Here is a 14,303-nt window from a genome sequence, read left to right as displayed (position 1 = left end):
CACTCGCCCCATGCGAGTGCAAGAAATGCGGGCGGCGCCGGGACCTCCCCGAACACCGCCGGGGCATGGGTTCGCGGACCCCGCCGGCCGCTCCGGGGCGGGCCCCGGCGGCCTCCGCTCAGTAGCCGCCGGCCGAGCCGGCCGCGCCTGCGCCGCCACCCGCGGCCGGGCCCGCACCGCCACCCGCGGCCGCGCCCGGCCCGGCGGTGTCGGGTATGCCGTCGCTGTCGGCGTCCGTCACGGACCCGGTTCCCGCTTCGTCCGGGATTCCGTCGCCGTCGGCGTCCGCCGCCGCGCCGGCACCCGCGTTATCCGGGATCCCGTCGCCGTCGGCGTCCCCCGCGTCCTCCGCGTCCTCGTCGTCGCCCGCCGCGAGCTCCGCGGCGCGGGCGGGCCCGGCGCGGAAGACGCGGTCGGCGGGCCCGTCGCCGTCCTCCGGCAGCAGCCGGGCGACGGCCTCGGCGAACAGCAGCGCCCGCATGAGGTTGCCCTGCGGGGAGTAGTGGACCTCGTCGCCCTGCAGGAACCACTCCGGGCGGGCGTCGGCGGCCCAGTCGTAGAGGTGCAGCTGCGGATGCTCCTCCAGCGCCTCGCGCAGCGCGTCGTTGAACGGCTCCATGTTGGCGTTCGCGTACGGGCCGTAGTCGCGGTTGGTGACCGCCGTCGACCAGATGACGGGGTCGCCCTCCGGGATGCGGTCGAGGATCTGCTCGATGCGCCACAGCTCCTCGCCCGGGTGGCCGACGGCCCGGTTGGCGGCGTCGTTGACGCCGACGGCGATGACCCAGCAGGCGCCCTCCGGGACGCCCTGGGCGACGAGCTGGTCGACGGAGTCCGCCGCCGACGGTCCGCCCTGGAAGCCCTCCACCGTCGCGCGGGCTCCGACGACGCTGGGCAGCACGGCGTTCGCGCCGACGCCCTCGTACGCGGTGACGGCGCCGTCGCCCGGGTACGGCAGCTGCGCCGCGCTGAACATGCCGATGGAGGTGGAGTCGCCGACGTGGACGATCGTGGTGCAGCGCGTGCGCGCGGGTCCGGTCAGCGCCGCCTGCTCCTCCGCGTTCAGTTCGACGGGCGGGGCGGCGACGGTGAGGACGTCGGAGGGCGCGGCGCCGCGGGCTCCCCCGGCGACGGCGACGGGGGCGCCGACGCACGCGACCGCGACGGCGACCAGCGCGGCCCCGGCGAGCACCGGGCGCGGGGCGCCCGGCGGTGCGGGCGCGTCCGGCTCCCCGGCGCGGGCGCCGGCGCGGGCCTCCCGGCGGCGGCGCAGCCAGTCGCGGGCGGGCCCGATGACGCCGTGGCGGCGGATCGGGTCCTCCACGAGGGCCCAGGACAGGGCCGCCAGCAGTACCGAGACGGCGATGACGGCCGACGCCCGGAGCACCGCGGGCAGGGCCCCCGTCACGTCGGCGAGGAACACGGTCACCGGCATGTGCCACAGGTAGATGCCGTAGGAGCGCTCGCCGATCCATCGCATCGGGGCGACGCCCAGCAGCCGGGACACGGCCGACCGCGGGTGCAGGGCGCCCGCGACCGCCGCGACCGTCGCCAGCGCCAGCAGCGCCAGTCCCCCGCGGTGCAGCATCGGCGACTGGTCCGGCACGAGCAGCACGAAGGCGAGGATGCCCGTGACGCCCGCGGCGCCGGCGAGCTCCGCCAACCACCGCGGCGGGCGAGCGATCTCCCCGCCCCGGACCAGCAGGACCGCGAGGACGGCGCCGGCGAGGAGGCTGCCGGCCCGGGTGCCGGTGCCCTCGTGGATGCGGGTCGGGTCGGCGCCGCCGGCGGCCAGGTGGGCCATCCACGCGAACGACGCGGCGGCGAGCAGCAGCGTCGCCGGGGCGAGCAGCTTCCGCCGCATGCCCAGCACGGCGAGGAGCAGCGCCAGGACCAGCGGCCACACCAGGTAGAACTGCTCCTCCACCGACAGCGACCACATGTGGTCCAGCGGCCCCGCGACGAAGCGATCGAAGTAGGAGTCGCCGGTGAGGATGACGTGCCAGTTGTTGACGTACAGCAGCGACGACAGCGACTCGCCGCCGATGGCGCCGAGGTCGGCGGGCCGCAGGAGCGCGATGAGCAGCAGCACCGCCAGGACCGTGACGACGACGGCGGGCACGAGGCGCCGGAAGCGGCGCAGCCAGAACGTGCGCAGGCCGAGGGAGCCGCGCCGCTGCCGCGCCTTCAGCAGGTTCGCGGTGATGAGGTAGCCGGAGAGGGTGAAGAAGACGCCGACGCCGAGGACGCCGCCCGGCGTCCACGCCACGTGGAGGTGATAAAGGACGACGGCGGCCACGGCGATGGTCCGCAGCCCGTCGATGGCCGGCACGTAGGCGGTCCCCGCGTCGATCGGCTTCGGCATGCCCCGCCCTCCCCGCGCCTCCCGCGGCGCCGTCCGCGCCCCGCGGGGGCCGGCGAACGCCCCGGTGGCGCGGAGTCCGCGCACCCGCCGGGGCCGGTCATTGTACGACGGCCAGCATGCCATAAGGATCACCTTCGGCAGGCCGTCCCGGCCGGACGGGGGTGACGGACCTACACTCGGGCACCATGACGAACACCACCGCCGAAACCCTCCGCGCGTCCGTCGCCGCGGACCGCGACTACGTGAAGAGCACCCTGGCCGAGCTCGTGGCGTTCCCCTCGGTCCACGGCGATCCGGGGACCGAGTCCGCCTGCCGCGACGCCGCCGAGGCCGTCCGCGCCCGCTTCGCCGAGGTGGGCGTCGACCTCGACGCCCACGTCACCGTCGACGGCTCCATCGCCCTGACCGGCCACCTGCCGGCCGACGAGGGCATGCCGACCGTCCTCCTCTACTCCCACTACGACGTCCAGCCCGCCGGCGACGTCTCCGCGTGGACGAGCGACCCGTGGACCCTCGAGGAGCGCGACGGCCGCTGGTACGGCCGCGGCACCGCCGACTGCAAGGGCAACGTCGTCATGCACCTCGCGGCCATCCGCGCGGTCGCCGCGCTGCGCGAGGGGAACCCGGACATGAAGCTGCCGGGCCTGCGCGTCATCGTCGAGGGCTCCGAGGAGCGCGGCTCCGCCGGCCTCCACGACCTCATCGACAACCGCCCCGAGCTGTTCCAGGCCGACGTCATCCTCATCGCCGACGTCGGCAACGTCGCCGTCGGCGAGCCGACCATCGTCACCACCCTGCGCGGCTCCGCGGACGTCGACGTCCGCATCGACACCCTCCGCGGCCCCGTCCACTCCGGCATGTTCGGCGGCCCCGCCCCCGACGCCCTCGGCGCGCTCGTCCGGCTGCTCGACTCCCTGCGCGACGAGTCGGGCGTCACCTCCATCGACGGCCTCGATTGCGCCCAGACCTGGGACGGCGAGCCCTACGCCCCCGAGGCCTTCCGCGGCGACGCGGGCGTCCTCGACGGCGTCGACCTCATGTCCGACGTCTCCGACGCCGCCGTCGCGGACCTCGCGTGGGCCCGCCCCACCGTCATCGTCACCGGCATCGACTGCCCGCCGGCCACCAACGCCGTCAACGCCGTGCCGTCGACCGCCACCGCCCACATCAACCTCCGCGTGCCCCCGGGCATGGACCCGCAGGAGGCCCAGGACCGCCTCGTCGAGCACCTCGAGGCCCACGTCCCGTGGAACGCGAAGCTCACCATCGAGCGCGACGGCGTCGCCGCGCCGTTCGCCGCGAACGTGGACGGGGACGTCGTCAAGCACCTCGAGGACTGCCTCTCCGCGGCCTACGGCGGCCGCACCACGGTCCGCACCGGCCAGGGCGGCTCCATCCCGCTGTGCGCCTCCCTGCTGGAGATCGTGCCCGGCGCCGACCTCGCGCTGTTCGGCGTCGAGGAGCCGCAGTGCCGCATCCACTCCTCCGACGAGTCCGTCAGCGCCGACGAGATGCGCGACATCGCCGTCGCCGAGGCGCTGTTCCTCGCCACCATCGGCGACGCGACCGCGAAGTAGCGCGAGGCCGCGCGCGGCGCGCGCGACGGGGCCGCACTGACGCGCGGACGCGGCGCCGCACCACCGCATCCGCCGCGGCGCCGCACCACCCCGGGGCGGGCGGGCGACGGGTTTCCGTCGCCCGCCCGACGCGTTTTCCGCGGTGCGCAATCACCCCTGTGGGGTTGATCACCTTTCCAGCATCATCTAGGTTGTCCCCCATGCGAGCGAACATCCGACTTCGAGTAGCAGAGGCTACGAACCCCGGTGGAGGCACGGACTGACCCCTCCACACGGGGTCTCTGGCCGCAACCACCCGCCACCTCCGGGTCGGTCCAACACCACACGAATCGCACGCCCGCGACGCTCGACCACGAGCAGGGCACATCGCAATTAAGGACCGGAAGCTCCCAATGTTCACCTCCACCCGCCCGTCGAAGAACACGTCCACGACCATGACCTTCGAGGGCCGCACGCACCGCCCCTCCCAGGGCACCCGCACCTTCACCGAGGACCCGTTCCGCGCGAGCTTCGGCTACCGCCTGCCGCGCGGCCTGCGCCAGGAGGCGCGGGGCATGGACTGGCAGACGTTCATGCAGACCTACTCGCCCACCGGCGGCCAGCTGGCCATCCGCGAGTTCACCTCCGTCCAGGGCAAGATGGGCCGCTCCACCTTCACCGCGGCGCTGACCACCGGCCGCGGCTCGGACGCGGAGACCACCTCCCGCCACGAGATCACGGCGATGGGCCCCGTCTCCGCGACGACGAACCTGCTGGCGGACGCCGGCTACCGCGTCGAGATCCTGGAGTTCCACCAGTTCGAGATCTTCGAGGCGACCGCGACGTTCATCTACTCCGCGCACAACGGCACCCGCGTCTGGACCATGGGCTTCGGCCAGACCCCGGAGGCGTCCACGATGACCGCGATGATCTGCGCGGCCAACCGCCTGCACGGCTAGCCCCTCCCCCGCCCCGGTCCACGGACCGGGCGACGCCGCGGCCCCCGCATCGGATGCGGGGGCCGCGGCGTTTTCCGCGTGTGTGCGGTGCAGGGTCGCCGTCGCGGGGCGCGTGCGGCATGCGGTCGCGGGGCGCCCGCGTGACGACGGCCGGAGGGCGGCCGCCCGGCCGCCGGGGCGCGGGGGCTCGGTGGGGCCGTCGGACCGTCAGGCCGGCGACGGCGCCGTCAGAACGTCAGACCGTCGGCAGCGGCTCCCCGTCGCGCAGCGCCCGCCAGACGAAGCCCGCCTCCGGGGACTCGACGAGGTTGACGCCGTCGGGTGCAGGCTCGACCGGCATCGTGCGGCCGTGGAAGCCGCCGGCCTGCAGCGCGGACACCGCCTCGCGGATGGCGCCGGCGCCCGTCATGCCCTCGTCGGCGGTGACGTACGGGGCGACCTCGCGGGCCAGGGACGCCAGGGATCCGATGTCGCCCGGGCCCATCTGCGCCAGCTTGTCCGCGATGGCCTTCAGCACGACGCGCTGCCGCTCGACGCGCGCGAGGTCGGAGGAGTCCTCCACGCCGATGCGCTTCTGGGCGAAGTCGAAGACCTGATCGCCGTCGAGGACGGAGCAGCCCGCGGTCAGGCCCGGCATCTGGGACGCTTGCTCGCCGTCGACGCAGACCTCGACGCCGCCGAGCCCGTCGACGATGACGGGGACGACCGCGGCGTCGAGGACGGCGACGCCCTCCAGCTGCAGCCCCGTCATGTCCTCCACGACACGCTGCGCGCAGCGGGCGCCGTACTCCGACGCCGTGTCCGGGTCGTCGCCGACGGCGCCGTAGGCGTAGGCGGCGTTGAGCTTCGTCTCCTCCGGTTCGCTCTCCGAGCCGTCGGCGCGCTCGCACGTCGGGATGTCCACGAGGACGTCGCGGGGCAGCGAGACGAGGTCGACGCCGTCGTCGCCGTCGACGCGCATGAGCATCATCGCGTCGGTGCGGCCGGCGTCGCCGCCCTCCTCCAGGCCCGTTCCCGAGCCGAACACCTCGGTGTTGTGGCCCGCGCGGGTGTCGCGGAACATCACCAGGTGCACGTTGCTGTCCGGGTTCGGCTCCCCGTCGCCGGAGAAGCGGTTCACGCCCGCCCCGGAGACGAGCCAGGCGATGAGCCCGATTGAGGCGACCGCGACGAACGCCAGGACGGCGACGAACGCCAGGAGCACCTTCTTGCCGGCCGACAGGCCCCGCCGGCGGCCGCGCCGCCTCTTCCCGCTCTCGCTCATGGCGGACATTCTGCCCTGTCCGCACCCGCGCCGCGGGATCCGGGCCCGGATCAGGGTTCGTCGACGATGCGGTAGCCCACGGCCTCCAGCGTCCCGCGGGTGGCGCGCACGATGCCGTCCCAGGTGGCGTCGTCGACGAACGCGGAGACGGTGTAGACCGTCCGCTCCGTGCCCTCGTAGGCGTTGGCGGAGACGACGCCGGGGCCGACGAGGACGGCCGTCGTCTCGGTGGGTGACGCGTCGTCGACGCGGTTGTAGGCCAGCGAGACGGCGAGGCGATCGACCGGGACCTCGCGCCGCGTCGGGAACCCCGGGCCCGTCCGCTCCCGCTCCGCGCGGCCGAGCAGCTGGCGCACCTGCTGGGGTGCCGCGCTGAGCGCCGTGCGGGCGATGGCGTACGGCGACCGGATGCGGGCCGTCGTCTCCGCGATGTCCGACTCCCTGTCGCCGGTGCAGGCCATGCGGATGCGGGCGAGGAAATTGCCGCCGAGCCCCTCCAGGGATCGGCTGCCCTGCCGCAGCCCGACGACCAGCCAGAAGTCGCGCGGATGGACGGCACCGGGCCCGAGCTCGCCCGCGAGCGCCATGCGCCAGTCCCAGGCCAGCGGGACCGCGCGGGGCCGGCGCCCGTCGCCGGGCCAGTCGAGGGTGAAGCTCGCGTACCGCGGACGCGCCTCCGCCGTGCGCCGGTCCCCGGGGGGAGCGTCGCCGGCGCGCTGGTCGGCGAGGACGTCGCGGACGGCGGTCACCATGGCGCGGGGTTCCCGGACGCCGCGCTCCGCCGCGGCGCGGACGATGGCGGGCATCGGACATCGGGACGGCGACATGGAGGGCACGTCCGGGGCCTCGGCTCCGGTGATGCGGGACATGAGACCGGCCAGCGCGGACCGGTACGTGGTGAAGTCCCCGAATGCGTGGGGGTTGGCCACGGCGGCGAAGCCCCCGAGGTCGCAGATGAGAAAGCCTCCGCCCCCCTGGCGATCGTGCTCCGCGAGCAGCTCGTGAGTGAACCGGTAGGCCTCGCCCCGATCCGCGGCCGTCCCGCCGCGGACGAAGTCGACGGGTGCACCGGGGAAGACCCGGTGGATTTCCGCGATCATGCCGGCACGCTCGCGGTCCGTCCCCGGGCCGTCCCCGAATCCGGGGACGGAGCTCCCCGCGGGAAGCTCGACGACGCGCATCGTGACGACGTCGTTCCAGCGCCAGTCGTGGAACACGGTGACGCGATTGGCCGGCGGCGGGGCGGAGCCTCCGCGGTCACGGACCGTCAGCGGGATTTTCCGGATGATCCCACGCGTACGCCCGGCCATACGGTTGATGCGGTTGCTGCTCCTCGTGTCGGCCATATCCCCCATCCTGCACCTTCCGCGGCAGATGGGTGGCCGGGTTGGCCAGGTGACGCCCCGCCGGCGACGCGACCGTTCCGGCGACGGCTATTCGCCGGCGACGTGGTACCCGGCCTCGGCGAACACCCGGCGGCTCGCCCGGATGACGGAGTCCCACGTCGCGTCGTCGACGAAGGCGGAGACGGTGACGCGGACGGCGTCGCGGCCCTCGTAGAGGTTCACCGCGATGCAGCCGGGGCCGACGAGCACCGCCGAGGCCTCCCACGGCTGGTCGGAGTCCACGCGGTTGTAGGTCCACGCCGTCGCCAGCCCGCCGGCCGGCACCTTCTGGCGCAGGGGGAAGTCCCCGCACGGCTGCTCCCGGCGCGCGAGGCCAAGGAGCTGGCGCACCTGCTGGGGCACGACGCTGACGGTCGCGCGAGCCAGCGGATACGACGAGCGGATGCGGGCCTTGGCAGCCGCGGCATCGGCGGAGCGGTCGCCCGTCGAGGGAATCCGGATGCGGGCGATGTAGTTGCCGCCCAGCCGTTCGAGGACGGGGTTGCCGCGGCGCAGGCCGACCGTCAGCCAGGCGTCGTTCGGGTTCAGCCCGCCCGGGCCGAGTTCCTCCGCGACGGCGGCGCGCCAGTCCCACCCGAACTCCACGGCACGCGGCGGGCGCGTCCCCTCGACGCGCTGCAGCAGCGCACTGCGGTAGCGGGGGCGCCCATCCGCTTCCGGAACGGGCCCCGGGGATGCAGCGGCGCGCTGGTCCGCCAGCACCTGCCGGACCCGGAACATCGCCCGGCGCGGGGAGCGGACGAGACGCGTGATTGCGGCGCGCAGGAGCGGCGGAACGGGCCGCGCGCATGCGCACAGCGGTTCGTCGTCGACGGGGACTCCGGCGATTCGGCCGGTGAGGGGCGCGAGCGCGCCGGTCATCGTCGGCGAGTCACCGAGGGCATGGGAGTACGCCATACCGCAGAAGGCGCCGAAATCCAGGATGACGATTTCGCCGAAGCCCGGGACTCCGTCGCCGGCGAACATCTCGTGCATCCGGGTGAACGCCTCGTCGTGATTGGCGGCGGGTGCCGCCCCGATGAAACGCGCGGTCGCGCCCGGCAGGCGGTCCGCGACGATCCGCCCGACCTCGTCGCGTTCGCGGCGGGCCGCGGCCGGGTCGCCCGGGAATCCGGGGATGCGCCCGCCCTCCGCGACGTCGATGACGCGGAGCGTGACGACGCCGTTCCAGCGCCAGTCGTGGAAGACGCCAGGCCGCGCCGGCAGCGGAACGGCGGCGCAGCCGGATCCCCCCGCGGCCCCCTTCCCCTCGTAGAGGGCGAAGTACTCGTCGACCATCTTCTCGCCGGAGTTCTCCGCGGCGAGCGCGAGCCCCTCCTCGACGCGGGACCGGATACCCGGGCCGCCGGCGAGGGCCTCCCGGAGGGCAGCTGCGGTCCCCTCCGCATCGGTCGCGTCGATCATGATGGCGGACCGCTCGTCGACGGTGTCGTTGATGCCGGGAACATCGGCGGCGACGAGCGGAATCCCCGCGTAGAGAAGTTCGAGGACCGCCAGGGAACGCCCCTCGCCCCTGGAGGTGACGAGGGCGGCGTCCGCCGCGCCCGTCCAGGTCCGGACGTCGTCCACGACGCCGGGGAGCTTCACCCGGTCGGAGAGGCCGAGGTCGCGAATCTGACGCTCCAGGTCGGGCCGGCTCTCCCCTTCACCGAAGATCACCAGATCCGCCTCGGGGAGATGGGGCATCGCGGCGATGGCGAGATTCCAGCCCTTAATATCCGCCAGTCGACCGACGCCCACGACCAGTCGCCGCCCCCGGCCTCCGACTCCGAACCGGCTCGCGAACTCCTCACGGGATCGCGGTTCCGGAGGTTCGGAGACCCCGTTCTGGATCTGGATGATGTTCCGGACTCCGCGCTTCTCCAGGTCCTCGGCGATGAAGGGCGTCACCGCGGTGACGGGCCCCTTGAACAGACGGCAGACCACGGCTTCACGGTCGTAGGTGCCTGCGGCGTTGCCGTGGAGGGTGCCGACGAGGCGAATGCCCCGCCGGCCCGCCGCGGCGAGGGCGGCGCCCAGCATCATCGTCGGGTTGTGCGCGTGGATCACGTCGGGGCGGAAGTCGCGGATGATGGCCCGCAGCTCCTTCACGAAGCCGGGGAGCCGCTTCATCGACTGCTCGACGAGGGGCAGCGTGTACCAGGCGTCCGCGGCATCGCGGAACCTGCCCTCCCAATCACCCGGGTGCATCGCGACGGCGGTCGCGTCGCCGCGCTCCGCCGAACGCGCGAGGAACGAGAGGATCATCATCTCGGCGCCTCCGCAGTCGGCCTTGGCGTTGAGGTGGAGGATTCTCACGGACGGGTGCCTTTCATGCGTACGAGGGCCCTGGACAGCAGAGCCAGGTAAAGGAGGGTGAACGCCACCGCGTGGACGGCGACGGCGACGATGAGCGCATCCCCGGTGAACGCGAGGAGCACGCCGACGGCGGTGACGGCGCGCAGCGCCGACCACATGGCCGCGGGGCGCGGCGCGCCGATCATGATCAGGTACTTGTTCACGATCGACAGGAGGAACAGAGCGGCGCACATCAGGGCGATGAGCGCGATGATCCACCAGGTCACGGCGAAATCGCGGCGCCAGCGGAGGATGATGACGGTCACCGCCACCGTCGCGACGGCCGCCATGGCGGACAGGATCGCGGAAGCCGCGACGATAGCACGAACGCGACCGCGAATCGATTCAGAATCCCCACCCCGGACCTGCTCCGCCACGCGCATGTCCATGGCCGGGGCGACGAGCATCATGAACGTGGTCACGACGCCGCCGCTGATGCGCTGCAGCCCGGACCAGACCACGCCGTTGCCGGTGGCGAGGCCAACCGGCGCGACCGACAGCGCGGGCATCTGCGCTCCGACGACGTCGACGGACTGGCCCGTGATCGCCGTCCCGTGGCGCCGGACGTACCGCAGGGTCGAGCGGACCGGTCCCCGGGGCACGTGGGCCAGCAGCGAGACGCGAAGGAAGCGCTCGCCCGCGATCCAGCCGACGGCGTAGGCCAGCACGCCGGTCGCGGCCAGCGCCGGGACCCAGTCCGTCAGCAACGACACGGCGACGACCGCGGCGAGATTGACCACGCCGTAGATGAGGCGGACTGTGCCGTACTCCCGGTAGCGGGAACGGCGGACGAAGACGCCGTTGACGACCTGGTACAGCACCATGACGACGGTCATGGCCGCGCTCCACAGGATGACCTCGCCGAGCCGACCCGACAGGGGAAGGATCGCGACGCCGGCCGCGGAGACGACGCCCGCCGCGAGGGTGATCCGGACGGTCGCCGTGACGGCGCCCTCCGTCTCCTCCTCCGGCAGGACCGGATAGAGCGCGGGGAAGGCGAGGCCGCAGATGCGGGAGGCGATGGACGCGACGGCCGCGACGAGCACGACGAAGGTGATCTGGGCGACGTCGCCGATGGCCAGCGGCACGGCCATGGCCGCGAAGTTCAGGCCCTGGCCGAGAACGCCCTGGCCGGCGCCGCCGCGCAGGGCGGCGAGTCGGCCGCGGAGGGAGCCGGCCATCTACGCCTCCGTGAGGAGGGCCGGCAGCACGCGGTCGAGGTCACGGCGGATCGCCGCGTACGCCTCCGCGTAGTCGGATCGGGCGCCGCCGATGGGGTCCGCGATGCCCGGGACGTCCGGGCGGGCCGCACCGCGGTCGACGCCGCGAAGGACCCCGAGTCCCCGGAACTCCCCCGCATCGGCCAGCGCCGCGAGGTGCGGGAGCGTGAACGTCCGGCGCAGGGCGCCCGGGAACATGCGGAGCACCGCGTCGACGTGCTCCTGCTCCATGGCCAGGATCAGGTCGGCACCGGAGGCGTCCGCGCGCGTCAGGCGCCGCGAGACGTGCCCCGACGGTTCGATGCCGTCCGCCTCGAGCAGGGCGGCCATCTCGGGGTGGACCGGGTCGCCGACGACGCCCCGGGTGCCCGCGCTGACCGCGTGCAGCGGGGAACCGGCGCGCTCCGCCGCGTCGCGCAGCATCAGCTCCGCGACCGGGGACCGGCAGATGTTGCCGGTGCACACCACGAGCACCGTCGGCGCGGCGGTCACTTCTTCGCGTCCTGGCGGTAGCCGCCGTAGCGGTAGGCGTCGGACGCCTCGCCGGCGCTCTGGTTGAGGATGGTTCCGATGACGTGGGCGTTGGCGCCCTCGAGGGCGCCGATGGCGTCGGCGAACTCGTCCTTGCGCACCTTGCCGTAGCGGGCGACGACGATGGCCCCCTCCGCGGCGGAGGCGAGCAGCGCGCCGTCGGTGACGGGCAGCAGCGGCGCGGCGTCGACGATGACGTAGTCGTACTCGTCCCCGAGTTCGCGCAGCAGCGTGCGGCACGCCTTCGAGGCGATGAGCTCCGCCGGGTTCGGCGGGATGGGACCGCTGGCGACGACGTCGAAACCGCGCTCGGAGTGGTGCTGGACGGCGTCCTCGACGGTGCAGTCGCCCGCGAGGACGGTCGACAGTCCGACGGCCTCCTCGATGCCGGCGCCCAGGGCGCGGGCGATGCGGGGGCGGCGCAGATCGCCGTCCACGACGCAGACGCGGTGCCCCTCGGCGGCCAGGGCGGAGGCGAGGTTCAGGGTCGTGGTGGTCTTGCCCTCGCCCTGCTTGGCGCTGGTGATGGCGATGAGCTTCGGCGGGTTGTCGACGTCGACGAACCGCAGGTTGGTGCGCAGGCCGCGGAAGCTCTCGGCCGCGCCGGATCCCTCGGTCGCGTAGTCCGGCAGGTGCCCGTCCTCGAGGACGCGGCTGGACGGGATGGTCGCGAGCACCGGCGCCGACGACGCCTCCTCGAGATCGCGGCGGCGCTTGACCGTCGTGTCGCGCAGGACCGCGATGGCGATGCCGAGGGCCGCGAGGATGAGGCCCGCGATGGCTCCGAGGACCGTGTTGCGCATGACGTTCGGGGAGCTGGGCTCGTTCGGCACCTCGGGGGCGCTGACGACGGTCATGGTGCTGACCGGCGTCCGGGTCTCCTCCGTGCCCGGCTCGCGCCACGTGCCGTTCTCGTCGTAGCCGCCGGAGGAGGTCGTGGAGCTGGTCGTGTAGTCGAGGTCGCCGACGACGTCGACGAGGGTCGCGGAGGCGACCTCCGCCAGTCGGGCGGCCTGGCGCGGATCCTCGTCGACGGCGGTGATCTTCAGCAGCACCGTCTCGGGGGTCGGGGCCGCGGAGATGCGCTTCGCGAGCTCCCGCGGGGTCTCGTCGAGGTTCAGCTCGTCGATGACGGGGCGCAGCACCGCATCGTCGTCGACCAGCTGGGCGTAGGACGCGAGTCGCTGCTCGAAGAACATCGACTGCTGGTACATGGTCGTGCCCTCGGACTCCGTGGACGCGGTGACGAAGAGCTCCGCGGAGGAGGAGTACTGCTTCGTGAGGAACTGGGAGCCCGCCCAGCCGGCGATGGCGCCGACGACGGCGGCGGCGAAGAGCACCCACGCGTAGCGGGACAGCGCGGAGATGATCCGGCCGACGGCCTCGTTGCCGCCGGAGGCGGCGGTCCTCTTCTGGGTCATGGTGGTGTCCTGTCGTGTCGTGGTGTCGTCGGTGGTGGTCGATGCGGGGCGATGCGGGCTCCCCGGCGGTCCGGGATCGTGCGCGGACGGGTCCGGTCCGCGCACGGCCGCCCCCGGCGGGTCCGGGTCGGAGGCCTGCGGTGCGGCGGCCTCACCGGCCGCCTCCGCCGCCCGGCGCCGGGCCGCGGTGATGAGGATGAGGACGATGAGCGGCAGCATCGGCGTGAGGTGCTTCAGCGCCGAACCGTAGTCGGGCTCGAACAGCGCCTGCACCGACACGAACGCCATCACCAGCGCGATGGCGCGGGCGGTCATCGGGGGGATCCCCTCCTCCCGGAACGCCGCGGTCGCCCAGGCGAACGTGGCCCAGAGGGCGAAGATCACGACGGCGAGCACCGCGTGGTACGCCGTACCCAGGGCGAGCATCGGCAGCGGCAGCAGGAGGAAGACGAACGTAGAGACGTTGTTGACGATGCCGCCGATCGGCTCCGGCCAGGAGACCAGGCGGCCGATCATCGTCTGCGCGTCGGCGCCGTCCAGCCGGACCTCGTTGACGGAGACCCTGTAGTGGTCCGGGGCGACGCCCATCGCCAGCCACAGGACGAAGCCGAAGCCGGCGACGAGCAGGGGGGCCGCGGGGAACATGCCCCGCGTACCGCGGCGCAGCGTCAAGTAGAGGCGGAAGACCACGTAGCCCGCGGCGATGAGCATCCAGTACGAGCGGTACTCCATGCCGAAGCCCACGCAGGCGGCGACGACGAGCAGCTCCCAGAACCAGCCGGAGGGCAGGAGCAGCACGATCGCGACGAGGAGGGCGACCAGCACCTCCTTGGTGTGGGTGCCCAGGAACGCGGTGCCGATGATGATGCCGGCGCCGAGGACCGCCGAGATCTGCACGGAGTCGGGGACGCCGCCGCCGCGCCAGATGGCCAGCGCGATGCCCGCGAGCAGCGCCCCGAAGCCGAGGAATCCGGCCAGGAGCCGGTCGCCGCCGATGCCGACGGCCTCGTAGAAGGCCGCGATGTCCGAAAACGAGCCGAGCTGCTCCGCGTCCAGCGCGACGGGGAAGTCGATGAGGCGGCGGATCTTCTCCGCGTCGAAGTCGAAGCGGGCCGGGAAGATGTGATCGCGGAACAGCACGATCAGCAGGCCGACGGCCACGGCGAGGCCGATGACGACGATCGCCGACGCGGCGGGCGGCAGCACTCCGGTGGCGCTGCGACGCCGCATGGGGGTCAGGAGAT

Annotated in this window: 9 protein-coding genes; 2 read left to right on the top strand and 7 right to left on the bottom strand. The window is 73.7% G+C overall.

Annotation, left to right across the window (positions count from 1 at the left end):
- Positions 1-118: 118 nt before the first annotated feature.
- Positions 119-2,365 (bottom strand): acyltransferase family protein, encoded by a 2,247-nt coding sequence (locus QQS41_RS10795; RefSeq protein ID WP_448852730.1) that lies wholly within the window; start codon positions 2,363-2,365, stop codon positions 119-121.
- A gap of 185 nt (positions 2,366-2,550) precedes the next feature.
- Here QQS41_RS10795 and QQS41_RS10790 point away from each other — a divergent pair, with 185 nt between their 5' ends.
- A complete protein-coding gene (locus tag QQS41_RS10790; protein WP_448852729.1) occupies positions 2,551-3,942 on the top strand; it encodes a M20/M25/M40 family metallo-hydrolase in 1,392 nt (463 codons plus the stop codon).
- 392 nt (positions 3,943-4,334) lie between these two features.
- A complete protein-coding gene (locus tag QQS41_RS10785; protein ID WP_448852728.1) occupies positions 4,335-4,880 on the top strand; it encodes an acetyl-CoA acetyltransferase in 546 nt (181 codons plus the stop codon).
- A 235-nt stretch (positions 4,881-5,115) separates the two neighbouring features.
- Here the strand turns inward: QQS41_RS10785 and QQS41_RS10780 are convergent, their stop codons facing one another.
- From QQS41_RS10780 to QQS41_RS10755, 6 genes are all read right to left on the bottom strand, one after another.
- Positions 5,116-6,144, bottom strand: a complete 1,029-nt coding sequence (locus tag QQS41_RS10780) for an LCP family protein (RefSeq protein WP_448852727.1) — start codon at positions 6,142-6,144, stop codon at positions 5,116-5,118.
- A 50-nt stretch (positions 6,145-6,194) separates the two neighbouring features.
- Positions 6,195-7,361 (bottom strand): hypothetical protein, encoded by a 1,167-nt coding sequence (locus QQS41_RS10775; RefSeq protein ID WP_448852726.1) that lies wholly within the window; start codon positions 7,359-7,361, stop codon positions 6,195-6,197.
- 216 nt (positions 7,362-7,577) lie between these two features.
- Complete coding sequence (locus QQS41_RS10770) at positions 7,578-9,848, bottom strand: glycosyltransferase (protein WP_448852725.1); 2,271 nt, start codon at positions 9,846-9,848, stop codon at positions 7,578-7,580.
- Positions 9,845-11,068: a hypothetical protein gene (locus QQS41_RS10765; RefSeq protein ID WP_448852724.1), complete on the bottom strand. Its 1,224-nt coding sequence runs from the start codon at positions 11,066-11,068 to the stop codon at positions 9,845-9,847. The genes QQS41_RS10770 and QQS41_RS10765 overlap by 4 nt, the downstream gene beginning before the upstream one ends.
- Positions 11,069-11,599: an arsenate reductase/protein-tyrosine-phosphatase family protein gene (locus QQS41_RS10760; RefSeq protein ID WP_448852723.1), complete on the bottom strand. Its 531-nt coding sequence runs from the start codon at positions 11,597-11,599 to the stop codon at positions 11,069-11,071. It lies immediately after the preceding gene.
- Positions 11,596-14,289, bottom strand: coding sequence for a polysaccharide biosynthesis tyrosine autokinase (locus QQS41_RS10755; RefSeq protein WP_448852722.1), 2,694 nt, complete (start codon positions 14,287-14,289; stop codon positions 11,596-11,598). Before QQS41_RS10755 ends, QQS41_RS10760 begins: the two co-directional genes overlap by 4 nt.
- Positions 14,290-14,303: the final 14 nt, after the last annotated feature.

Source organism: Corynebacterium sp. 335C, assembly GCF_053525695.1.
Note: the sequence above shows the minus strand (reverse complement) of the source record. Positions and strands in the feature narration are given on the sequence as shown.